Source organism: Cognatishimia coralii, assembly GCF_037478305.1.
Classification (GTDB): domain Bacteria; phylum Pseudomonadota; class Alphaproteobacteria; order Rhodobacterales; family Rhodobacteraceae; genus Cognatishimia; species Cognatishimia coralii.
Genome location: NZ_JBBGAZ010000011.1, coordinates 81,327 through 104,159, shown reverse-complemented (window position 1 = coordinate 104,159; position 22,833 = coordinate 81,327). Strand labels below are relative to the sequence as shown.

The window sequence follows — 22,833 nt, the reverse complement described above, 5'->3', positions numbered from 1 at the left end:
TCTGAAACCGCGCCCGAAGCGCATCCGGCAATGGTGCTGGCATGATCCATCCTCCCAAACAAGAGGAATCACAAATCAAGCCTCAAGGGAATCCCAAATGATTCAATCTTTCGGTCGGACGCTTTAAAATTTACCTAAAAATGGACAGTGCCCACTTGTAGGCGGTAAAGTGGGCGGGTAGGGGCTGACTGTTATGAATACGACGCGTGCAAAATATCACTTGGGGCAAGTCGTCCGACACCGCAAACACCCGTTCCGGGGTGTGGTGTTTGACGTAGACCCAGAGTTCGCAAATACCGAGGAATGGTATGACGCGATCCCGGAGGACAGCCGTCCTGCGAAAGAACAGCCTTTCTATCACCTGCTGGCCGAGAACGATCAGAGCTATTACGTGGCTTATGTGTCCGAGCAGAATCTGATTGCGGACTACTCTGGCGAGCCGGTCGATCATCCTGATATCGGCGATCTCTTCGGCCCTTTTGAGGACGGGCAATACCCGCTTCATTTCAACATGAACTGATATATCAGGCGGCTTTGAGGGCCGCCTTTTTTGTGGTTAGTAGCCGAGCGCGCAGCCGTCTTTGCGCGGATCAGACCCGCCTTCTAGAACGCCACTCTCATGCATCATGATCGCCTGAGCGCCGCCGATCGCGGTCTCTGGAACTTCGATCTTGTGACCCATGTCTGAAAGTTTCTGAACAACCTCAGGCGCATAGCCGCGTTCGATCTTGAGCGTGGCGCCTTCGGCAAAGACGCGCGGCGCGTCGATGGCGGTTTGCGGGTCCATCCCAAAGTCCAGAATATTGCTCAGCAGGCGGGCGTGGCCGTTGGGCTGATACTGCCCGCCCATGACGCCAAATGGCATGATCGGGGCTCCGTCTTTGGCGAGCATTCCGGGGATGATTGTGTGCATCGGGCGCTTGCCTGCGGCCAAGAGATTTGGGTGTCCGTCTTGCAGGCTGAACCCCGCGCCGCGGTTCTGAAACAGGATGCCGAATTTGTCGGACGCAATGCCGGACCCAAAGCTGTGAAAGATCGAATAGATCAGCGACACGGACATGCGATCCTTGTCGACCACGGTGATATAGATCGTGTCTTTGTGCACCGCTTCGCTGATATCTGTCGCCGAGGCCATCGCTCGGTTTGGATCGATCAGGCCCGCAAGCGCCTTAGCCGTGTCCATCGACAAGAAGTGGTCCAGCTTGGTCATATGATCCGGATCCGCGAGGAAACGGTTGCGGGTGTCATAGGCGAGCTTCGTTGCTTCGGCCTCGATATGTGTGCGCTCGACACCGAAGGGGTCCATCGACGCGATGTCGAATTGTTTGAGGATGTTCAACAATAGGATCGCCGTCGCGCCCTGGCCGTTTGGCGGGTGTTCGATCAGATCATGGGCCTTGTAGTCGCCACAGATCGGATCGGTCTGGAAACCACGGGTGTTCGCGAAGTCTTCGACGGTATGCGTACCACCCAAAGCCGCCAAACTTTGCGCCATATCCTCGGCGACTTCGCCGATGTAAAACCCGTCGCGGCCTTGGGTTGCGATGCGACGCAAAACCTCTGCCTGACCCGGCGCGCGGAAGACCTGTCCAGCCACAGGCGCCTTACCGTTCATGAGGTAAAGATCCCGTGCGCGGCCCTGCAGATCATCCTGCGCGACCGCCCAATCAAAGGCCACGCGTGGCGCGACTGGCACGCCTTCTTCTGCATAGTGGATCGTGGGCGCGAGGATCGCATCAAGACCGAGTTTTCCCCAACGCTCTGACATCTCACAAAAGCCTGCAATCGCTGTTGGCATCGTCACCGCGTCGGGCGTGTTCAGAGGCACCTTGTCCAAACCGCGCGCCTTCAGATCAGCCGCATCCGCGCCTGCCGGAGCCACGCCCGACGCATTGAACGCCAGTGTCTCATCCGTGCCCGCTGGCGAGAACAGCGCGAAACAGTCTCCGCCGATCCCAGTCATCTGAGGCTCGCAGATCCCAAGCACCACGGCTCCGGCAATGGCCGCATCCATCGCATTGCCGCCCCGTTTCAGGATGTCGACAGCCACCTGCGCCGCCAAAGGATGCGATGTGGCGCACATGCCATTTGTGGCCAGAACCGGGGACCGCCCGGGCAGGTGAAAATCTCTCATAATGGTGTCTCCCTTTGGGTGAACAATAGGCCTCTTGCGGATACTGTCCATCCCTGCGATCGGGTCGATTGACCATTGCCACGAAAATGACGAAAACAGGCTTGGAACAAAGGAGCCCCCCCATGCGCGTCAATTACAATGAGCTCGCGACGACACTTGCTGCTCTGACCGAGGGCGAAACAGACGTGGTTTCCCTGATGGCGACCGTGGCCTGCGAAGTGCATCACGCTGATGATCGTTTTGACTGGACCGGATTTTATCGCGTGACCGCGCCGGAATTGCTGAAGATCGGACCCTACCAAGGCGGCCATGGCTGTCTGGTCATTCCCTTTTCTCGCGGTGTCTGCGGGGCCGCGGCACGTACCGGAGAGGCTCAGCTGGTCGATGATGTGAACGCCTTTGAAGGCCACATCGCCTGCGCCACCTCCACCCAGTCCGAACTGGTGCTTCCTGTTTGGAATCAGGCGGGCACCTTGTTGGGTGTTTTTGACATCGACAGCGATCAGCCCGCCGCTTTCACCCAAGACGATGCCACCCAAATGGCAGCGATCCTGAAAGCAAGCTTTTCAAACGCGACATAAACCTTGTCGGTTTTGAATGAAGTTTCCGGAAACACGCCTTCGCGTGAAAATTTTTCTTGAAATTTCACGATTCCGAGTCATGGTGAAATAATAGATGAAAATTTCACGGAACCCGGTCCATGTACCAAGGCAGTCAGACACCTCAGACGCTCGGCGCAGATCTGCGCGCGTTGCGCAAGTCGCGCGGGCTGACGCTGGTCGAGGTCGCGGACGCTCTTGGGCGTTCCGTCGGCTGGATGAGCCAGGTTGAACGCGACAAGTCGGATCCCTCGATCGGGGACTTGCGTGCTATCGCAAAAGCGCTCGACGTGCCGATGTCGATGCTCTTTGCGCATAAGCACGTGCCTGCCGAAGAGGTCGGATATATCGTGCGTGCCGGAGCAAGACGGAAACTGGGCTCGGGCGATGTCGGTCTGACCGAAGAATTGCTGTCGCCCGATCTGACAGACGATTTCGAAGTGGTGCATTCCACTTTCGAGCCCGGAAGCCGCATGGAACGCCCCGCGTCTCGACCCACCCAAGAAGTTGGCTACGTGATGTCTGGCGGGTTGAACCTGCGGATCGGTGATCGCGAATTCACGGTCGAAGCGGGCGATAGCTTTCGCATCCGTGGCGAAGAATACGATTGGCACAATCCACATAACGAACCGGCGGTGGTGATCTGGGTGATCGCGCCGCCCGTCTACTGAGTACTCCGCTGCGGCGGTTATAGGTGAGGAAAACAAAATGGCAGATCTACCCAAAAAAGCCCGCGTGGTGATTATTGGCGGCGGCGTTGTGGGCTGCTCGACACTGTATCATCTGGCGAAGAAGGGCTGGACCGACTGCGTTCTTATCGAAAAGAACGAACTCACGGCGGGCTCGACTTGGCACGCGGCAGGCAACGTTCCAACTTTCTCCACCTCTTGGGCGATCATGAACATGCAGCGCTATTCCACAGAACTCTACGCGCGTCTGGGCGAAGAGGTGGATTACCCGATGAACTACCACCAGTCGGGCTCGATCCGTCTGGCGCACACTGACGAGCGCATGCAGGAATTTGAGCGCGCCTGTTCTATGGGCCGCTACCAAGGCATCCAGATGGAGATGTGGACGCCTGAAGAAACAAAAGAGCGCTATCCGTTCATGGAGACCCATGACCTCAAAGGCGTGCTTTATGACCCAACCGATGGCGACATCGATCCGGCTCAGTTGACCCAAGCGCTTGCGAAAGGCGCGCGGGATATGGGGCAAAAAATCGTGCGCTTCTGCCCGGCGTCTGGCGTAACTCAGCATGCGGACAAGACTTGGACGGTCCACACTGAGAAGGGCGACATCGATTGCGATTATGTGGTGAACGCGGCGGGGTACTATGCGCAGCGCGTCGGTGAGTGGTTCCTGCCCTACGGCGGTCGTACCGTGCCAATGATGGTTATGAGCCACCAATACCTGCTGACGGAAGAAATCCCCGAAGTCGAAGCATGGTCCAAAGCCAATGGCGGCGTGAAACTGCCTCTGATGCGCGACGTTGATGTGTCATACTACCTGCGTCAGGAAAAGCACGGCTATAACCTCGGCCCTTATGAGCCCAACTGTAAGGGCGAGTGGATGGACGACAGCGATCCGATGCCCGATGACTTTAGCTTCCAGCTCTGGTCCGATGATCTGGACCGCATCGAAGACATCGTCACCGACGCCATGGAACGCGTGCCACTGATGGCGACCTCTGGCGTCAGCCGTGTGATCAATGGACCCATTCCATACGCCCCCGACGGGTTGCCTCTGATCGGCCCAATGCCGGGCGTAGACAACGCGTTCGAGGCCTGCGTCTTTACCTTTGGCATCGCGCAGGGCGGCGGTGCTGGCAAAGTCATGGCGGAATGGATCGTCGATGGCTTTACCGAATGGGATATGTGGGCGGTCGATCCACGTCGCTACACCGACTACACCGATCAGGACTACTGCAACCAAAAAGGCATGGAAGTCTACGGCAACGAATACGCCATGCACTATCCGCACCACGAATGGCCAGCGGCTCGTGACAAGAAACTCTCGCCTGTTCATGACCGCGTCATCGCGGCTGGCGGCCAGATGGGCGTCTACAACGGCTGGGAGCGCGCGAATTGGTACGCCAAAGAGGGCGATGACACTTCGCTGGAAGCAACCCACACCTGGGGCCGGTCTGGTCCATGGGAGCAGCGCGTCAAAGAAGAATGCGAAGCGGTCCGCGACGGCTGCGGCGTGCTCGACCTGCCGGGCTTCTCACGTTTCATGGTGACAGGCGACGGAACCGCCGAAGCGCTTCGTGGCCTTGTGACCGGTGGTCTGCCGAAAGTCGGCCGCATGAACCTCGTCTATATCTCTGACGACCGGGGTCGCATCCTGACAGAAATGTCCTGCATCCGCATGGGCGATGACGAGTTCCTTATGATCACTGCAGCCACGGCCCAGTGGCACGATCGTGACATCCTGAAAGCGGCGATGCCCGCGACGACCAGCATCGAAGACGTGACCACCACCCGCGACACGCTGATTGTCACGGGCCCAACTTCACGTGATGTTCTGGCCGGTCTAACAGACGCCGACCTCACAACGGGTTGGCTAACCCATCAAGCGGCGACCGTCGCGGGTCAGCCTGCTTACCTCATCCGCGTCTCCTTCGCCGGAGAACTCGGCTGGGAGGTTCATGCGCTGAATGAACATATGCCGGCGATCTATGACGCCATTATTGGTGCGGGCGCAAAACCCTTCGGCATGTATGCGCTGAACTCGCTGCGTCTGGAAAAAGGCTACCGTGCTTGGAAGGGCGATCTCTCGACCGATTACTCCTTGCTCGAAGGCGGTCTTGGTCGCTTCGTCAAACTCGACAAACCTCAGGACTTCCCCGGCAAAGCTGCGATCCTCAACGAGAAGCAACAAGGCGTCAAAAAGACCTTTGTCACGCTGGTGGTTGAGGCAGGTGATGCAGACGCGCCTTACATGTCCTGCATCTGGAAAGGTGACGAGATCATCGGTGAAACCACCTCTGGCGCATGGGGCTATCGTGTGAATGCTTCCATCGCTTTGGGCATGATCAAGCCTGAACACGCCGAGCCAGGCACAGAGCTCGAAGTCGAGATCTATGGTCAAAAATACAAAGCGACCGTGCAGAAAGACGAACCGCTCTGGGATCCTGCAAACGAGCGACTGCGGGCCTAGGCTTTCTCTTGCTATAAATATCCCGGGGGGGGGGCCATAGGCCCGAGGGGCAGCGCCCCCTCCCGGACCACAACCGGAGACCGACATGTCAGATATCACGATCCTCGACGGAGGCATGGGCCAGGAGCTCATCTCGCGCTCGCCCGATGAGCCGACCCCTCTGTTTGGGACCCAGATCCTGATAGATCATCCTCAGATCGTTTCGGATGTGCATGCGGATTACTTTGCGGCTGGCGCTGATATTGCAACCACCAATAGCTATGCCCTATTGCACGATCGTCTCGAAAAGCACGATCTCGATCATCGTTTCCATGAGCTCCACCATGCAGCCTGCAATGCCGCTATCGCTGCGCGGGATGCCCATGGGTCGGGAAAGGTTGCAGGTTCTATCGGTCCGCTCGGCTGGTCCTATCGCGCAGATATGGCCCCGCCCATTGATGAGGCCGCAGCGCTCTATGCGGAAATCGCGGTGTTGCAAGCGCCGATGGTCGACATGATCATGTGCGAAACCATGTCTGGACTGGATCAGGCCGAGGGTGCTTTGAAGGGCGCAACGCAGGGCGATAAACCGGTTTGGATCTGTTGCTCTGTCGATGACGAAGACGGCACTCAGTTCCGAAATGGCGACCCTATTGATGGCATCCTAAAACTTGCTGAAAAATACGATCCTGCAGCGGTCTTGATCAACTGTTCGATCCCCGAAGCCGTCAGTCAGGCGCTGCCTCTGATTTCAAACAAAGGCATTCCGACCGGCGCCTATGCCAATGGCTTTACCAAGATCACCAAAGAGTTTGCATCAGGGCAAACTTCGGTCGACCTTTTGCAAGCGCGTCAGGATCTGACGCCTGCGGCCTATGCCGACTTCACAGAACGCTGGGCGGAGATGGGCGCGACGATCATCGGCGGGTGCTGCGAAGTGGGGCCCGCGCATATTGCTGAGGTCGCCAAAAGGTTCCGCCATGGCTGAGGCGATGAAGCAAGATACCTGGCACGTTGATGTCCTGCTCAGCGATGGCTTTGTGCTGTCAGAGCTGGCGGCCGTGACGGATATTTTGCGGATCACCAACCGGACCTTAGCGACGCAGCATTTCTCTTGGACGCATCGCTCCATTGGTGGCGGCACGCGGAAGAACCCGAGTGAGATCTCTGTGGAAACCCAAGAGGTGCCAGCGACTCCGACGGCCGACTTTCTCTTCGTCTTGGGCAATGCGCATGCCGAGAGCTGCGACTTGGCCCCGTCCTCAGTCATTCGCTCGTACGTAAGTCGCGGCGCCAAAGTGTATCTTCTGGCTGAGGCCGCCGCACAGTTCATTGCACGGGATAACAGCCTGTCTCAACGCGCAACCCATTGGGAAAACGCAAATCTCTTCTGGGAGAAATACGGCACGTTCGAAAGCGAAAACGCTTTGGCAGTTGATGACGGAGCCATCGTGACCTGTGCCGGTATGGGAGCCACTGTCGACGTCATGCTGGTTTTGATCGGGGATCTCTTGGGGAAAGCCGTGCAAATCAACGTCGCAAACATCATGCTGCATGAATCTGTGCGTGGCTTTGGAACTTTGCAGCCGGGTCAGGAAAGCGTCTCGCGTGCGACCGGTGATTTTGAGCTCGACCAAAGCATCGCTCTTATGCACCAACACATCGACGACCCTCTGTCCATTGCCGAAATCAACGACAATATCGGCACCTCTCCTCGCGCGCTTGAGCGGAAATTCAAATCCCATGTCGGCACCTCACCGAGCGCGTTCTACCGAAAAATCCGCCTGCATCGCGCCAATAATCTCTTGGTCAATACGACCATGAGCGTCACAGATATTGGCGTGGCCTGCGGCTTTGGCAGCGGATTTTCCAACCGCTACAAAAAGGTCTTTGGCGTCACGCCCAATCAAGTGCGCAAACGAGTTCAGACCGACACTTGCAAAAACACGTCAAATTTGACGGAAACGAAAGATTTCGCGGCCAGCAACCCTGCTAGTCCGTGACGAGTTCAATCAGGAGACCCTAAGATGGCTGACCTCCCTACCAAAGCCCGTGTCGTCATTATCGGTGGCGGCGTTATCGGTTGTTCCGTGGCCTATCACCTGACCAAAAAGGGGTGGAATGATGTGGTCCTTTTGGAACGTAAACAGCTAACGTCAGGCACCACATGGCATGCGGCCGGCCTGATTGCGCAGCTGCGGGCGACGGCAAATATGACCAAGCTCGCGAAGTATTCCCAAGAACTCTATGGTTCGCTTGAAGAAGAAACGGGTGTAGCGACGGGCTTTAAACGGGTCGGCTCGATCACCGTAGCCCTCACTGAGGAGCGCAAGGAAGAGATCTATCGTCAGGCTGCAATGGCGCGCGCTTTTGGCGTTGAGGTCGAAGAAATCACCAATGAGCGCGTGGCCGAGATGTATCCGCATCTGAACCTCGAAGACGTGAAAGGCGCGGTCTATCTGCCGCTTGATGGGCAAGGGGATCCCGCGAATATCGCACTCGCTCTGGCCAAAGGCGCGCGTCAGCGAGGCGGCATCGTCAAGGAACGCATCAAAGTAACCGAGATCGTCAAGTCTGGCCGTAAGGTCACGGGTGTTGATTGGGTGTCAGACGACGGCAAGGACAGCGGCCATATCGAATGCGACATGATCGTGAACTGCGCGGGCATGTGGGGTCATGAAGTCGGTCGCAAGGCAGGTGTCAACGTCCCGCTGCATGCCTGTGAGCACTTCTATATCGTGACCGAAGCCATCGAGGGACTCACTCAGCTTCCGGTTTTACGCGTGCCGGATGAATGCGCGTATTACAAAGAAGACGCGGGAAAGATGCTGCTTGGTGCCTTTGAGCCCAACGCCAAACCCTGGGCCATGGACGGAATTCCCGACAGCTTTGAATTTGACCAGCTGCCCGAAGACTTCGACCACTTCGAGCCGATCCTTGAGAATGCCGTCAACCGCATGCCGATGCTGGCCGAGGCAGGTATTCACACTTTCTTCAACGGTCCCGAGAGCTTTACGCCGGATGACGCATACCACCTCGGCCTTGCGCCAGAGATGGACAATGTCTGGGTCGCCGCAGGTTTCAATTCCATCGGCATTCAATCCGCTGGTGGTGCTGGCATGGCGCTGGCGGAATGGATGGACACTGGCGCGAAACCCTTTGACCTGGGCGATGTCGACATCAGCCGGATGCAGCCGTTCCAAGGCAACAAAAAATATCTCTTTGAACGCTCCAAAGAGACGCTGGGCCTGCTTTATGCCGACCACTTCCCCTATCGCCAGAAAGAAACCGCACGCGGCGTGCGGCGCACGCCCTTCCACCATCACCTGATGGCCAATGGCGCTGTGATGGGAGAACTCGCCGGCTGGGAGCGCGCTAATTGGTTCGCAAATCCGGGCCAAGAACGCGAATATCAATACAGCTGGAAACGCCAGAACTGGTTTGAAAACTCCGCCGCCGAGCACCGCGCCGTACGCGAGAATGTCGGCATGTATGATATGTCTAGTTTCGGCAAAATCCGCGTCGAAGGACCCGATGCCATGGCCTTCATGAACTACATTGGCGGCGGCGATTATGACGTGCCGGTGGGCAAGATCGTCTACACGCAGTTCCTGAACCACACAGGCGGCATTGAGGCCGACGTCACTGTCACCCGCCTGTCGGAGACCGCCTATATCGTCGTGACCCCAGCGGCCACACGTCTGGCAGATCAAACCTGGATGATGCGCCACAAGGGTGATTTCAACGTCGTGCTAACCGACGTCACCGCAGGCGAAGGCGTTCTGGCTGTCATGGGGCCAAACGCCCGCAAGCTGCTTGAAAAAGTCTCGCCCAATGACTTTTCCAACGCGGTTAACCCATTTGGCACCGCCCAAGAGATCGAGATCGGCATGGGCCTCGCTCGTGCGCACCGGGTAACTTATGTCGGCGAGCTCGGCTGGGAGATCTATGCGAGCGCTGATCAGGCAGGCCATGTCTTTGAGACGCTCTTTGAGGCGGGCCAAGACATGGGCCTCAAACTTTGCGGTATGCATATGATGGACAGCTGCCGGATCGAGAAGGGCTTCCGCCACTTTGGCCACGACATCACCTGTGAAGATCACGTGGTCGATGCCGGGCTGGGCTTTGCGGTCAAGGTCGACAAAGGCAGCGATTTCATCGGGCGCGAAGCTGTCGTGCATCGCAAGGAATTCGGTCCCAAGGCACGTCTGTTGCAGTTCAAACTAACCGATCCAGAGCCGCTACTCTTCCACAATGAACCCATCATCCGTGACGGCGAATATGTGGGCTATGTCAGCTCTGGCAATTATGGCCACACGCTGGGTGGCGCGATCGGTATGGGCTATGTGCCGTGCGAAGGCGAGAAAGCTGCGGATGTTCTGGCCTCGACCTATGAGATCGACGTCATGGGCACAAAAGTGCGCGCTGAGGCGTCGCTGAAGCCCATGTACGACCCAAAATCCGAGCGCGTCAAGGTCTAGTGCTTCATTGGCCCTTCAGGGCGGTAGCGATCCATGACCTGATCCAGCATCTGGTTGGTAATCTCGGGATTTTCCACCTGTAGGCAGGGCAGCAGCACGGCTTTGTTCATGCGCTGCCTTTGCCCGCTGGGGTTCTTGTCTTTGGCGGGCTGCACGTCGGCAAAACACTGCACAAAGACCTCCTCAGAAATATTGAGATCGGCCGCGATCAAATCGGTCGGCCGATTTCCGCGTTCGGCATTCGGAATGGCCGCACTGGCGAGGCTGAGGCCTCCGGCGACGAAGATAACGGCGTAAACGAGAGTGCGCATGATGTCCTCCTTGGTCTGCTCAGGAGTGATACGGACCCATCACGAAATTCCGTCGCGGGGATCACAAAAATTCATCAACCGAGCGCTTTCCATAACCGCCCAGACCTGCGCTAATACCCGCCGGAGGAGCGACATGGCTCAAAACGCGACAGTCACGAACAAAGACACCCCGCAAGGTCTGGGTTTTGCGGTTTCGGCCTATTTCATGTGGGGGTTTCTGCCGCTCTACATGAAGCTTGTGGCGCATATTCCGGCGGTCGAAGTCGTCGCCCATCGGATCATCTGGTCCGTACCAATTGCCGGTCTATTGCTGGTGATCCTGCGCCGCACCGATGCTCTGCTTGAGGCTCTGACGTCGCCGAAAACCTTGGCGCTTGGTGCGCTGACGGCGGCGCTGATTTCGGTGAACTGGGCGATTTATGTCTATTCGATTGCCACCGATCGCGCAGTGGATTCAGCGCTTGGGTATTACATCAATCCACTGTTCTCGGTGCTTTTGGGCGCGATCTTGCTGCGAGAACGCCCAACGCGCGCGCAAAGTGTGGCCATCGGACTTGCTGGCCTTGCCGTTCTGGTGCTGTTCGTGACCGCCTCGCGCCCGCCTTGGATCCCGATCAGCTTGATGCTGACCTGGGGATTTTACGCCTATTGCAAAAAATCCCTGCCGATTGGCCCAAACCAAGGGTTCATGCTCGAGGTTCTGATCCTCTCAATCCCGGCGATCCCCTATGTCGCTTATCTATATTCAACGGGTCAGGGGTATTTTCTGACTGACGTCAGCAATACCTGGTTGCTGATTGGTTGCGGCGTTGTCACGGCGGTACCGCTGATCGTCTATGCCAATGGCGCCAAGCTCTTGCGCCTTAGCACTATTGCCATTCTCCAATACATCGCGCCGTCGATGATCTTTATTATCGCTGTGTTTGTCTTTGGAGAGACCATCGACACCGGCCGCATGATTGCCTTCCCTCTGATCTGGTTGGCGCTGATCATCTATACCACCTCAATGATCCGCGAGATGCGCAAGGGTTGAGGCCGTCCTGCCATCCGCGTAGAGAGCGAGCATGGTAGAGATCACGCCCTATAATCCACCGATGGATCCGCTGGATGTCCTGCATGAGGACGGCCATATCATTGTGGTCAACAAACCCTCGGGGCTTTTGTCTGTGCCGGGGCGCGGGGAACATTTGGCGGATTGTCTTATCTCTCGTGTGCAGGCCGCATTTCCTGATGCGCTTCTGGTGCACCGTCTGGACCGGGACACTTCGGGCGTCATGGTCTTTGCCCTGACGGCGCACGCACAACGTAATCTCTCGATGCAGTTTGAGAAACGCAGCACCAAGAAAACCTATGTCGCGCGCGTGTCTGGTGAGATTGCCGAGAAAACCGGAACCGTTGATCTGCCACTGATCGTGGATTGGCCGAACCGTCCTTTGCAAAAGGTCTGCCATGAAACCGGTAAGCCTGCTGTGACGGACTGGCGCGTACTGAAAGTCGGTGGCGGGGAAACCCGCGTGCGCCTCTCCCCTAAAACGGGTCGCAGCCATCAGCTGCGCGTCCATATGCTGGCGCTTGGCCATGTGATCCTTGGAGATCCGCTCTATGCCACTGGAGAGGCCTTAGACCATCCGCGCCTTATGCTGCACTCCGAAGAGCTGCGCCTGAACCACCCAGAAAGTGGGAAGGGCATGAGTTTCCGCGCCAAGGCACCGTTTTAGGGGCGCTGCCCCTCTGAGCCTGTTTGCTGCGCAAACCGCCCCATTCACCCCGGGATATTTCTGGCAAGAGAAAAGCCGGTTTCATCTTGCCAAAAATACTCAAAACCCACGAGGGCAGGTTAGAACGCACATCCCGAGATCACTTTGACCTCGCAGAATTCCTCGAGCCCCCAAGGGCCTCCTTCGCGGCCATTGCCGGACTGTTTCATGCCGCCAAAAGGGATGCCGTGCCCAAAGCCAACCGAATTGGTTTCGACCATGCCTGAGCGCACGGAGCGTGCCACACGCAGGCGTTTTTCATCGTCTTCGGTTTGGATGTAGTTGGTCAGACCATAGACCGTATCATTGGCCATTTCGATGGCCTCAGCCTCTGAATCAAACGGCGTGATTGCGAGCACGGGGCCAAAGATTTCTTCGCGATAGATCGTCATGTCAGGCGTGACATCGGCAAAGACCGTGGGGCGCACGAAATAGCCTTTGTTCAGACCCTCAGGGCGACCTAGGCCGCCAGCGATAAGCGTCGCACCTTCTTTGATGCCGGTTTCGATCAGGCCCTGGATCTTGTTGAATTGCGCTTCTGAGACGACCGGACCAATGTGACGTCCGGGTTTTGATGCGAGATCCACCGTGACCTTCTCGGCTGTGGCTTTGGCGATCTCGAGCGCCTCTGCGTAGTAGCTACGTTCCACCATCATGCGGGTTGGCGCATTGCAGGACTGGCCAGAGTTGTTCATGCAGTGAAGCACCCCGTTGCGCACGGCTTTCTCTGGCGCGTCCGCGAAGACGATATTCGCGCCCTTACCGCCAAGCTCAAGGCTCACGCGCTTGAGGCTGTCGGCTGCGGCTTTGGAAATCGCGATACCTGCGCGGGTCGATCCGGTAAAGCTTATCATGTCCACGTCTGGATGCGTAGAAAGCTGGCTTCCCACGCCCATGCCATCGCCATTCACGAGGTTGAAGACGCCAGCAGGAAAGCCTGCCTCGTCGATCATCTCGGCAAACAACAGGCCCGACAGCGGCGCGATTTCCGAAGGTTTCAGAACGATAGTGCATCCGACCGCGAGGGCCGGGATCACTTTGAGCACCACCTGATTCATCGGCCAGTTCCAAGGCGTGATCAGCCCGCAGACGCCAATTGGCTCCATATGAATGCGCTCGCTACGATAGGGGCGCTCGACCTCAAAATTGTCTAGAGCCTCAAAGAAGCCGTCCATATGCCAAGGCCCGCAGCCCCACTGAGAGTTCGTGGCCATGTCAATCGGCGCGCCCATTTCCTGGCTGATGGCGTCTCCCATTTCAGCCTGTCGCGCGTTGTAGATGTCATAGAATTTGCGGATCAATGCGATGCGATCTGACATCGGGGTCGCAGCCCAGGCCGGGAAAGCCGCGCGCGCCGCAGCAACCGCGGCGTCCGTATCGGCCTGATCGCCCAGCGAAATCACCGCGCAGGGTTCCTCGGTGCTTGGGTTGATCACCTCCAGATCTTTGGCTGCGACAGGGTCCACCCAGGACCCGTTGATATAGAATTGGCGTTTTGCAAGCATTGGGTTGAACTCTCAGATAAGATTGCCACTTTTGGAGTGTAGAAATATCTATGTGCACATCGCGAGTCTCAATGTCAGAAACGCGACGTAACTAGGTCTCTTTTGGAGGATGCCCCATGGCTCTCAGAATTAACGATGTTGTTCCCGATTTCACCGCCGACACCGATCAGGGCGAGATTTCGTTCCACGATTGGATAGGAGACAGCTGGGCGATCCTGTTTTCCCACCCAAAGGACTTTACGCCGGTCTGCACGACCGAGTTTTCCACCGTCGCGCAATTAGCCGACGAATGGGCCGCACGGGGCACCAAAGTGATTGGTGTGTCCGTTGATGGTGTTGACGATCACAAAAAGTGGAAGGAAGACATCGCGAGTTATGGCAATGCACCAGCCGGTTTCCCGATCATTGCGGATGCGGGTCTTAAGGTCTCGAAGCTGTTTGATATGCTGCCAGCTGAGGCTTACTTGCCGGATGGCCGCACTCCTGCTGACAGTGCCACGGTGCGGTCTGTTTTTATCATTGGCCCGGATAAACAGTTGAAACTGTCGATGACCTATCCGATGACCGTGGGCCGGAATTTTGCCGAGATCCTGCGCGCTTTGGATGGTCTTCAGATGTCATCCAAAGGCGTTGCGACGCCTGCAAATTGGGTGCCGGGTGAGGATGTGATCATTCCGCCGACCGTGTCCAATGAAGACGCGACGGCGAAATTTGGGGAGTTTGAGACGATTTTTCCGTATTTGCGGAAGACGAAAGCGCCTGAGTAAGGCCGACGAAAGTCCAACAAAAAAGCCCCGCAGTTTGCGGGGCTTTTCTTTTCGTTCCAAGAGGCGCTTAGTCCTCAGCCTTTTCCTTTTTCGGCTCAGGCTTGATCTCTTCGCCGGTTTCCTGATCGACGACTTTCATCGACAGGCGAACCTTGCCGCGATCGTCAAAGCCCAGCAGCTTGACCTTAACTTCCTGACCTTCTTTCAGAACGTCAGATGGGTGGTTCAGGCGGCGGTTTTCGATCTGGGAGACGTGCACCAGACCGTCGCGTTTGCCAAAGAAGTTCACAAAGGCACCGAAGTCGACGATCTTAACGACTTTGCCGTTATAAATCTGGCCTTCTTCTGGCTCTGCCACGATCGAGTGGATCATGTCGTAAGCTTTTTGGATCGACTCACCGTTCGGAGACGCGATCTTGATCACGCCGTCGTCGTTGATGTCGACTTTCGCACCAGAAACCTCAACGATCTCACGGATGACCTTACCGCCAGAGCCAATGACTTCGCGGATCTTGTCGGTTGGGATGTTCATGGTCTCGATGCGCGGCGCGTGAACCGAGAAGTCTGAGGCGCCAGAGAGCGCTTTGTTCATCTCGCCCAGGATATGCATCCGGCCGTCTTTCGCTTGGGCCAGCGCTTTTTCCATGATCTCAGGTGTGATGCCTGCGACTTTGATGTCCATCTGCAAGGACGTGATGCCGTTTTCGGTACCCGCCACTTTGAAGTCCATGTCGCCCAGGTGGTCTTCGTCACCCAGGATGTCGGTCAGGATCGCATAGGAGCCGTCGTCTTCAAGGATCAGACCCATAGCGACACCCGCAACCGCGGATTTCAGCGGAACGCCTGCGTCCATCATGGACAGAGAGCCACCACAGACCGATGCCATGGAGGACGATCCGTTGGATTCGGTGATCTCCGAGACAACACGCACGGTGTATGGGAAGTCGGTTGCCGCTGGCAGAACCGCCTGCAGTGCGCGCCATGCCAGTTTGCCGTGACCGATTTCGCGGCGACCTGGAGGGCCCACGCGACCTGCTTCGCCAACCGAATAGGGTGGGAAGTTATAGTGCAGCAGGAAGTTGCTGCGGAAGTTACCGTGCAGCGCGTCGATGATTTGCTCGTCGTCGCCGGTGCCCAGGGTGGTGACAACCAGACCTTGGGTCTCACCGCGCGTGAACAGAGCAGAACCGTGGGTCCGTGGCAGGAAGCCAACCTGGCTTTCAATCGCACGAACAGTGGTGGTGTCACGACCGTCGATGCGCTTGCCGGTTTTCACAACGTCGCCACGCAGGATGCCGGCTTCGAGCTTTTTCATCGCAGAGCCGAGGTTCGCATCCTCAAGCTGCTCTTCTGTGAGGGCTTCTTTGATCGCGTCACGCGCTGCGGACACAGCGGCTGTGCGCTCTTGCTTGTCGGTCAGCGCGAAAGCTGCGCGCATTTGCTCTTCGCCAGCGGCTTTCACGGCGGCATAGAGATCCGCGTAATCAGGCGCTTGGAAGTCAAACGGCTCTTTGGCGGCGTCTTCGGCCAGATCAATGATCAGGTCGATCACAGGCTGGAAGCTGTCGTGGGCAAATTTCACCGCGTCGAGCATTTCTGCTTCAGACAGTTCGTATGCCTCAGATTCCACCATCATCACGGCGTCTTTGGTGCCCGCGACGACGAGGTCCAGACGCTGATCTGGCTTGGTGCGCAGCTCGTCCATATCGTCGATTTCTGGGTTCAGGATATATTCGCCATCCACGTAACCAACACGTGCCGCTGCAATCGGGCCCATGAAGGGAACGCCGGAAATGGTCAGTGCCGCGCTTGCTGCGATCATCGCCACGATGTCTGGGTCATTGACCAGATCGTGGGACAGAACGGTACACATCACGAGGACTTCGTGCTTGAAGCCTTCGACGAACAGCGGGCGGATCGGACGGTCGATCAGGCGCGCGGTCAGGGTTTCTTTTTCGGTCGGACGCGCTTCGCGTTTGAAGAAGCCACCTGGGACTTTACCGGCCGCATAGTATTTCTCTTGGTAGTGCACGGTCAGCGGGAAAAAATCCTGACCGGGTTTTGGTGCCTTTGCAAAGGTCACAGCGGCCATAACCGAGGTCTCGCCCAAAGTGGCGATCACACAGCCGTCGGCCTGACGGGCAACCTTGCCCGTTTCCAGCGTGAGGGTCTCTTCGCCCCACTGCATCGTTTTCTTAGATTCGTTAAACATCTATCGTTTCCTAAGTCGGAGCACTCCCGGGCCCTCCCGGGTCTCCTGATTTTGATGGTGGCCCCATTGCCACCGACCCCTTATCCTCTTGCACGCGCCCGGGGCCTCAGGCGTCACGTCTCAGATAGGGCGCGCATAGCTGATTTTAAGGGGTTTGGAAAGGGCAGAGTCGTAAGCGCGGGGTTAAGGGGCTTTGCCCCTCTGAAAGGGATTACTGGCAATCCCTCTCGTTCACCCCAGAGTATTTCTGGCAAGATGAAAGTGTTACGCTTTTTCGCCCGGCATCCGCGTGATGCCGAACGCCTTGCGCGCCGTCACAAGCCGGAGGTCTTCCGGATCCATACCCAAGGACAGCATCGTCTCTCGATCAAAGCGTTCGCGCGCGGTGTCGCGGTCATGCGCAGTGCCGAAGAGCCGGTCGATCCATTCCATCCCAAGGCTCACATGGAAGGTCGCATGGTGGTCTTGGTAGTGGTGTGCCATGTGTTTGCGAGTGACGCGCTGGCCGAACCAGCCCTTCTTTACGTTCAGATGCGCCAGAGTGTGGCAATATTCGTAGAAGGTGAAGGCCGAGACTGAGCCCACGAAAAGCATGATCACCGCAAAGTAGAGCGCCGAGGTAAAGCCCAGAAAGGGCCACATGATCAGCGCATGGATGGCGACCGAGACCAGGCCGAAGCGTACGGCGAACCAGTGATCGTCGCCCGTGAAGTATTCTGCGTCGGTCGGGAATTCGTGGTGCGCGATATGCGTGCGATAGAGGTCGTTAAAGACCCCTTGGTCCGTCGGAGGCTCGCGATGATAGAGAAAACGGTGCATCACATATTCCACAAAGAACTGCAACACGGCTCCGTACGCCAGCGCAGGGATAACCCACCAACTCGGAAAAAGTATAATTAAAACAACGCCAAAGAGCCAAAGAGGGGCCAGCCTATGCAGGCTTCCCATATTGATCAGAACAGACAGAGCTTGTTTCATCGTGATCCTCCAAGTTGGCCAAGCATGACGGACTCGCCATCGGGTGGTCAAATCTGACATAGCGTCAACTTTGTCTCATTAGGTTAGGTGGAAACCACCTTTTGTCGTCGCCCTCGAAACAAAAGATGTCGATTTTAGTGGATTGCGAAACAAAGTGTCGCATACGGTAGGGGGATCGCCGACCCGGCGGTTGTTCTTGGTTTATGGCCTCCAGTCGCCTGGTTTTTGTTAAAGAGTTGGAGGATTTTATGTCTGACACAAATAATTCCCCAGGGACGGGCGACCAAACCCTGGAGTTCGAAACGGACTATGAATTGGGACAAGACAATATCAGGCCGATGGGGCTTGATATTCACAATCCAGTTTTCCTGGTGTCCAGTATTGTCATTGCAGGGTTTGTTCTTTTGTCTTTGGCCAACCAAGAGGCCTCGGCGGCCTTTTTTGGATGGCTGCGCCCTTGGCTGACCAGCACGTTTGACTGGTTCTTGGTGCTCTCAGTAGACGCCATCACCCTGTTCTGTCTGGCGCTGATTGTCTTGCCTGTGGGCAAGGTGCGGATCGGGGGCAAAGACGCCAAGCCTGATTATTCCTATGCCGGTTGGATTGCGATGATGTTCGCGGCCGGTATCGGTATCGGTCTCTTGTTCTTCGGCGTTCTTGAGCCGGTCTACTACCAGTTCTCTGAAGGAGGCGGCGCGAGCCCTCTGGGCATCGATCAGTCGCAGCCGGGCAACGAATATATCGGTGTTGTCGGCACGATCCACCACTGGGGTCTTGAAGGCTGGGCGGTCTATGCGGCTGTTGGCCTGAGCCTCGGGATCTTTTGCTATAACCTCGGTCTGCCGCTGACGCTGCGGTCTGCGTTCTATCCAATTCTGGGCGAGCGCGTCTGGGGCTGGTGGGGTCACATCATCGATACGCTTGCGGTGTTCGCGACACTCTTTGGCCTGACCACATCTCTGGGTCTGGGTGCACAGCAGGTGGCTGCGGGTCTGAACGAAGTCTTTGGCATCACGCCGACTCCGACTGTGACGGTTCTGTTGATCATCGGTATCACCGTGATCGCGCTGGGCTCTGTTCTGCTGGGCATGGATGCGGGTGTGAAACGTCTGTCCGAGATCAATATGATCATGGCGGTTGGCTTGTTCATCTTTGTGATCCTGGTGACCGGCGTTGGTTCTGCGATTTCGCGCTATTTCAACGTGATGGTGGACTACATCGTTCTCTTGCCGGCCTTGTCCAACCCGTTTGGACGAACAGACACGAGCTTCTTCCACGGCTGGACGACCTTCTATTGGGCCTGGTGGATCGCTTGGTCCCCATTTGTGGGCATGTTCATCGCGCGGATCTCGCGTGGCCGGACCGTCCGTGAATTCGTGATCTGTGCGCTGGTTGCGCCTACTGCGGTTTGTGCACTGTGGATGTCCACCTTCGGTGGCGCTGCAATCGATATGCTGAACGCAGGTGGTGCAGAGGGCGTTAAGGCGACCGTCATCGACGCCTACAAGCCTGAAGGTGCGCTGTTTGGCTTCCTGAAAGAACTGCCTCTTTACAGCATCGTCGCGCCGATTGCGCTGGTTCTGATTGTAATCTTCTTTGTGACCAGCTCAGACTCGGGTTCGCTGGTCATCGATACGATCACGGCAGGCGGCAAGATGGATGCGCCTCCGGTGCAGCGTGTGTTCTGGTGTACGCTGGAAGGCCTCGTGGCGATTGCGCTTCTGTTGGGTGGTGGCCTGTCCGCGCTTCAAGGGGCGGCGGTCTCGACCGGTATTCCGTTCACGCTGGTGGTTCTGATCATGTGCTACTGCCTGTGGCTGGCGCTGCGGTCTGAGAGCAAGAAACAGAACGGCTAGGGGTTATCCCTGCCGATAAAAACAAGAACGCCCGCGCCGGGGAAAGCGCGGGCGTTTTCTTTGGCGAGGACTAATTTCGACGCCAAAGAGGGAATGGGTCATCCTCGTAAGGATAATTCTCGAGGCTTTCCAAGGTTGCGTCTTTGACCAAACAGGCATCCATCTGAGCCGTCATCCACGCCCAGTCGATGCCTGATCCAATGAACACCAGCTCTTGGCGGCGGTCGCCGAAGGGTTCAGACCAATGGGATTTCAGATAGTCGCGCGCTTGCTGGTGATCAGGCCAGCGATCTTCCGGCACCGAAGCCCACCATGTGCCGAGAGGCGTGACAGACGACAAAGCCCCCGCCAGCGAGAATTCCGCCACCCAATCAGGCCGTGTTGCCATCCAGAAATGACCCTTTGCGCGGATCACGCCGGGAAGATCTCCGTTCAGGAAGGCGTGGATTTTGACCGGATCGAACGGCGCACGCGCGCGGTAGACGAAAGACGCGATGCCGTATTCTTCGGTTTCTGGTGTGTGGTCTTCAAAGCCGTAAAGCTCTTTGGCCCACATAGGGTGTTCGTGGGCTTTCTCAAAATCAAAGAGGTTCGTGTTGAGGATCTCTTTCGGCTCTACAACACTGTGGCTGGTCTGAATGATCTTGGCATCCGCATTCAGGCTGCGGATGATTTTCAAAGCGGCGTCGACATTCTGAGGCGTCGTGTCCTCGACCTTGTTCAGGATGACCACATCAGCAAATTCGATCTGATCGGTCAGCAGGTGAACAAGGGTGCGCTCGTCCTCTTCGCCCATGGTTTCGCCGCGGTCCGCCAAAAGGTCGTGGCTCGAGAAATCATTGAGCAGGTTCACCGCGTCCACCACCGTGACCATCGTGTCCAGACGCGCGAGGTCGTCGAGGCTGTCCCCACCTTCGTCGCGGAATTCAAAGGTCGCGGCGACGGGCAAGGGTTCGGAGATCCCGGTGGACTCGATCAGCAGATAGTCAAAGCGCGCCTCTTCGGCCAGACGACGCACTTCGGCCAGAAGGTCATCGCGCAGGGTGCAGCAGATGCAGCCATTGGACATCTCAACGAGGGTCTCGTCGGTCTGGCTCAGCTCTGCACCGCCTTCGCGCAGCAGGTCAGCGTCGATGTTGACCTCGGACATGTCATTCACGATTACGGCCACTTTCAGGCCGTCGCGGTTGTTCAAAATACGGTTCAAGAGTGTGGTTTTGCCGGCGCCAAGAAAGCCTGACAGGACCGTCACCGGAAGGCGGGACTCATTCATGGGGTTCTCCTAGAAATGTTATATCGTAACAATCATGCAATGAGAAAAGTTTCAAGAGGCTGAGTGCCAGACAAACAAAAACCCCTGCACGACCCATCGTGCAGGGGTTTATTGATACCGAGGGTTCGGTGTCGTCTTAGCGACGCAGGCCCAGACGCTTGATCAGATCAGCGTAACGCGCTTCGTCTTTGCCCTTCAGGTAGTCCAGCAGCTTACGGCGCTGAGCAACCATTTTCAAAAGACCACGACGGCCGTGGTTGTCTTTTTTGTGGGTTTTGAAGTGCTCGGTCAGGGTCGCGATGCGGGAAGAGAGGATGGCAACCTGTACTTCAGGCGAACCGGTGTCGCCTTCTTTGGTTGCGTATTCTTTCATCACGCGTGCTTTTTCTTCAACAGTGATCGACATCGGGGTCTCCTTGGTTAAGGGTTCAGGGCGCAAGCCGGGATGTCGTCCAGCAGGGTCCTATGGAGTATCACGTGATTCCACGCGACTGCGCGCGTATAGGCGGTTTGGCGTGAAAAGGGAAGGGGTCAACCGGGCAGGCTGGTGATGATCGCGATGTCAGCTGGTGTAAGCGCGCCACCCCCGACAACGGTTAAGATGGTTTCACCGTCAAGCATCACATGTCCAATCGCCGGATCCGATGCGTCGGCCGAGACCGTTATTCGCCCGGGATCCAACGTGCCCGTCTCGTCATAAAACGCGACGCCGTCTTCAGTGTCGTCAAAATCAGCCCAGAGCGCTGCATTCCCGCCTGCGTTCCAATGGCTGACAATGGCCTGATCCGCGCCGCTGATGCCTTCGATCTGGTCGCCCGCGCCTGCGATCAAGATGTCATTGCCTTGTCCGCCGACCAGAGTGTCACCGGCATCAATGTCTTCGCCCTGCGCGTTCAGGACCGTACCAATCAACACGTCATCGCCTGAGCCACCGGAAAAATCATCTGCTCCCAGACCCCCTGTGATCGTATCGTTGCCATGATTGCCAGAGACAAAATCCGCGCCTTCGCCGCCAAAGAGCTGGTCAGCGCCTGGCCCGCCAAACAGCGTGTCGTTCCCCGGGTCGCCCGACAGCCAATCATCGTCCAAACCGCCGAGCAACAGATCCGCATCCTCACCGCCAAAGAGCGTGTCGGTCTCGTCCCCGCCTTCCAGTCGGTCCTCGCCGAGGCCGCCGTAGAGTTCATCCGAGCCATCTTGGCCGATTAGGACATCGTCGCCGTCATTGCCAACCAAAGTGTCCGCGCCGCCATAGCCGTTGAGCTGGTCATTGCCTGCACCGCCTTCAAGGAAATCCGCGATGTCAGAACCCGGGATGATCTGATCGGTGATCAGACCGTCATCTTCTGGTGCGTCGTCGCTGTCGTCCTCAGGCTCTGGCCCCGTATCCCACAGTGCCGCGCCCAAAGCGGCCATACCAAGCAATGTCGCAAAAACCCACATAGGCTCCTCCTGAAAGCTGGAAGATCCTATTCTTTTCAGAGCGTTAGAGACAGAAGACTCTGGACTCTCGGTTAACTGGTTAACGCAAGCTACTGCGTGGTATCGATCTGTTTTAGGATCTCGGACGCCCAGTTGCCGATCAGAGGGATGAACTCTATCTGGCTGATAAACCACGCTAAAATCGAAACTACGATGGTTGCGCCAAGAACCGATCCAAGGCCAAAGGCCAGCCCGCGCCCCAGTTGAAACAACATCATGCGCCAGACCGAGTTATGAATGCGAATGAACCGATGCTGGTTCAGCTTTTCGACCTCGGCGGTCAGTTTCTCAAGTGTCTCTTGGGAGTTGGATTCCATGAAAATCACTTTCTGATCAATGG

20 protein-coding genes are annotated in these 22,833 nt (G+C 57.0%); 11 read left to right on the top strand and 9 right to left on the bottom strand.

Going from position 1 to position 22,833, the window contains the following annotated elements:
- The first annotated feature begins 193 nt into the window (after positions 1-193).
- Positions 194-520, top strand: a complete 327-nt coding sequence (gene hspQ, locus WG622_RS15970) for a heat shock protein HspQ (protein WP_339404503.1) — start codon at positions 194-196, stop codon at positions 518-520.
- A gap of 36 nt (positions 521-556) precedes the next feature.
- On the opposite strand, the gene ggt is transcribed toward hspQ, so the two are convergent.
- Complete coding sequence (gene ggt, locus WG622_RS15965; protein WP_339404502.1) at positions 557-2,134, bottom strand: gamma-glutamyltransferase; 1,578 nt, start codon at positions 2,132-2,134, stop codon at positions 557-559.
- A gap of 122 nt (positions 2,135-2,256) precedes the next feature.
- Between ggt and WG622_RS15960 the strand changes: the two genes are divergently transcribed.
- The 6 genes from WG622_RS15960 (at position 2,257) to WG622_RS15935 (ending at position 10,352) form a co-directional block, all read left to right on the top strand.
- Positions 2,257-2,715, top strand: a complete 459-nt coding sequence (locus tag WG622_RS15960) for a free L-methionine (R)-S-oxide reductase MsrC (protein WP_339404501.1) — start codon at positions 2,257-2,259, stop codon at positions 2,713-2,715.
- A 119-nt stretch (positions 2,716-2,834) separates the two neighbouring features.
- Complete coding sequence (locus WG622_RS15955; protein WP_339404500.1) at positions 2,835-3,404, top strand: helix-turn-helix domain-containing protein; 570 nt, start codon at positions 2,835-2,837, stop codon at positions 3,402-3,404.
- 37 nt (positions 3,405-3,441) lie between these two features.
- A complete protein-coding gene (locus WG622_RS15950; RefSeq protein ID WP_339404499.1) occupies positions 3,442-5,892 on the top strand; it encodes a GcvT family protein in 2,451 nt (816 codons plus the stop codon).
- 85 nt (positions 5,893-5,977) lie between these two features.
- A complete protein-coding gene (locus WG622_RS15945; protein WP_339404498.1) occupies positions 5,978-6,859 on the top strand; it encodes a homocysteine S-methyltransferase family protein in 882 nt (293 codons plus the stop codon).
- Entirely contained in the window at positions 6,852-7,874 is a 1,023-nt protein-coding gene (locus WG622_RS15940; RefSeq protein ID WP_339404497.1) for a GlxA family transcriptional regulator, read from the top strand. The genes WG622_RS15945 and WG622_RS15940 overlap by 8 nt, the downstream gene beginning before the upstream one ends.
- 24 nt (positions 7,875-7,898) lie before the next feature.
- Positions 7,899-10,352: a GcvT family protein gene (locus WG622_RS15935; RefSeq protein ID WP_339404496.1), complete on the top strand. Its 2,454-nt coding sequence runs from the start codon at positions 7,899-7,901 to the stop codon at positions 10,350-10,352.
- Here WG622_RS15935 and WG622_RS15930 read toward each other — a convergent pair.
- Positions 10,349-10,663, bottom strand: coding sequence for a hypothetical protein (locus tag WG622_RS15930; RefSeq protein ID WP_339404495.1), 315 nt, complete (start codon positions 10,661-10,663; stop codon positions 10,349-10,351). The genes WG622_RS15935 and WG622_RS15930 overlap by 4 nt on opposite strands.
- A gap of 133 nt (positions 10,664-10,796) precedes the next feature.
- Here WG622_RS15930 and rarD point away from each other — a divergent pair, with 133 nt between their 5' ends.
- A complete protein-coding gene (rarD, locus tag WG622_RS15925; RefSeq protein WP_339404494.1) occupies positions 10,797-11,696 on the top strand; it encodes an EamA family transporter RarD in 900 nt (299 codons plus the stop codon).
- 31 nt (positions 11,697-11,727) lie between these two features.
- Entirely contained in the window at positions 11,728-12,381 is a 654-nt protein-coding gene (locus WG622_RS15920; protein WP_339404493.1) for an RluA family pseudouridine synthase, read from the top strand.
- A 119-nt stretch (positions 12,382-12,500) separates the two neighbouring features.
- Here the strand turns inward: WG622_RS15920 and WG622_RS15915 are convergent, their stop codons facing one another.
- Entirely contained in the window at positions 12,501-13,925 is a 1,425-nt protein-coding gene (locus WG622_RS15915) for an aldehyde dehydrogenase family protein (RefSeq protein ID WP_339404492.1), read from the bottom strand.
- A 116-nt stretch (positions 13,926-14,041) separates the two neighbouring features.
- Here WG622_RS15915 and WG622_RS15910 point away from each other — a divergent pair, with 116 nt between their 5' ends.
- The gene (locus WG622_RS15910) at positions 14,042-14,692 is read left to right on the top strand and encodes a peroxiredoxin (RefSeq protein WP_339404491.1); all 651 of its coding nucleotides are present in this window, start codon (positions 14,042-14,044) and stop codon (positions 14,690-14,692) included.
- A gap of 67 nt (positions 14,693-14,759) precedes the next feature.
- Here the strand turns inward: WG622_RS15910 and pnp are convergent, their stop codons facing one another.
- Together pnp and WG622_RS15900 are read right to left on the bottom strand one after the other, a co-directional pair.
- Positions 14,760-16,904 (bottom strand): polyribonucleotide nucleotidyltransferase, encoded by a 2,145-nt coding sequence (gene pnp, locus WG622_RS15905; RefSeq protein WP_339404490.1) that lies wholly within the window; start codon positions 16,902-16,904, stop codon positions 14,760-14,762.
- Between the two features lie 264 nt (positions 16,905-17,168).
- Complete coding sequence (locus WG622_RS15900; RefSeq protein ID WP_209358028.1) at positions 17,169-17,882, bottom strand: sterol desaturase family protein; 714 nt, start codon at positions 17,880-17,882, stop codon at positions 17,169-17,171.
- 248 nt (positions 17,883-18,130) lie between these two features.
- Between WG622_RS15900 and WG622_RS15895 the strand changes: the two genes are divergently transcribed.
- Positions 18,131-19,738 (top strand): BCCT family transporter, encoded by a 1,608-nt coding sequence (locus tag WG622_RS15895; RefSeq protein ID WP_339404489.1) that lies wholly within the window; start codon positions 18,131-18,133, stop codon positions 19,736-19,738.
- 70 nt (positions 19,739-19,808) lie between these two features.
- On the opposite strand, the gene WG622_RS15890 is transcribed toward WG622_RS15895, so the two are convergent.
- The 4 genes from WG622_RS15890 to WG622_RS15875 all read right to left on the bottom strand — a co-directional run bounded on the left by WG622_RS15890 (position 19,809) and on the right by WG622_RS15875 (position 22,810).
- The gene (locus WG622_RS15890; RefSeq protein ID WP_339404488.1) at positions 19,809-21,011 is read right to left on the bottom strand and encodes a GTP-binding protein; all 1,203 of its coding nucleotides are present in this window, start codon (positions 21,009-21,011) and stop codon (positions 19,809-19,811) included.
- 136 nt (positions 21,012-21,147) lie between these two features.
- Positions 21,148-21,417: a 30S ribosomal protein S15 gene (gene rpsO, locus WG622_RS15885; RefSeq protein ID WP_209358031.1), complete on the bottom strand. Its 270-nt coding sequence runs from the start codon at positions 21,415-21,417 to the stop codon at positions 21,148-21,150.
- 125 nt (positions 21,418-21,542) lie between these two features.
- Positions 21,543-22,454: a calcium-binding protein gene (locus tag WG622_RS15880; protein ID WP_339404487.1), complete on the bottom strand. Its 912-nt coding sequence runs from the start codon at positions 22,452-22,454 to the stop codon at positions 21,543-21,545.
- 89 nt (positions 22,455-22,543) lie between these two features.
- Positions 22,544-22,810, bottom strand: a complete 267-nt coding sequence (locus tag WG622_RS15875) for a DUF5665 domain-containing protein (RefSeq protein ID WP_339404486.1) — start codon at positions 22,808-22,810, stop codon at positions 22,544-22,546.
- Positions 22,811-22,833 lie beyond the last annotated feature (23 nt).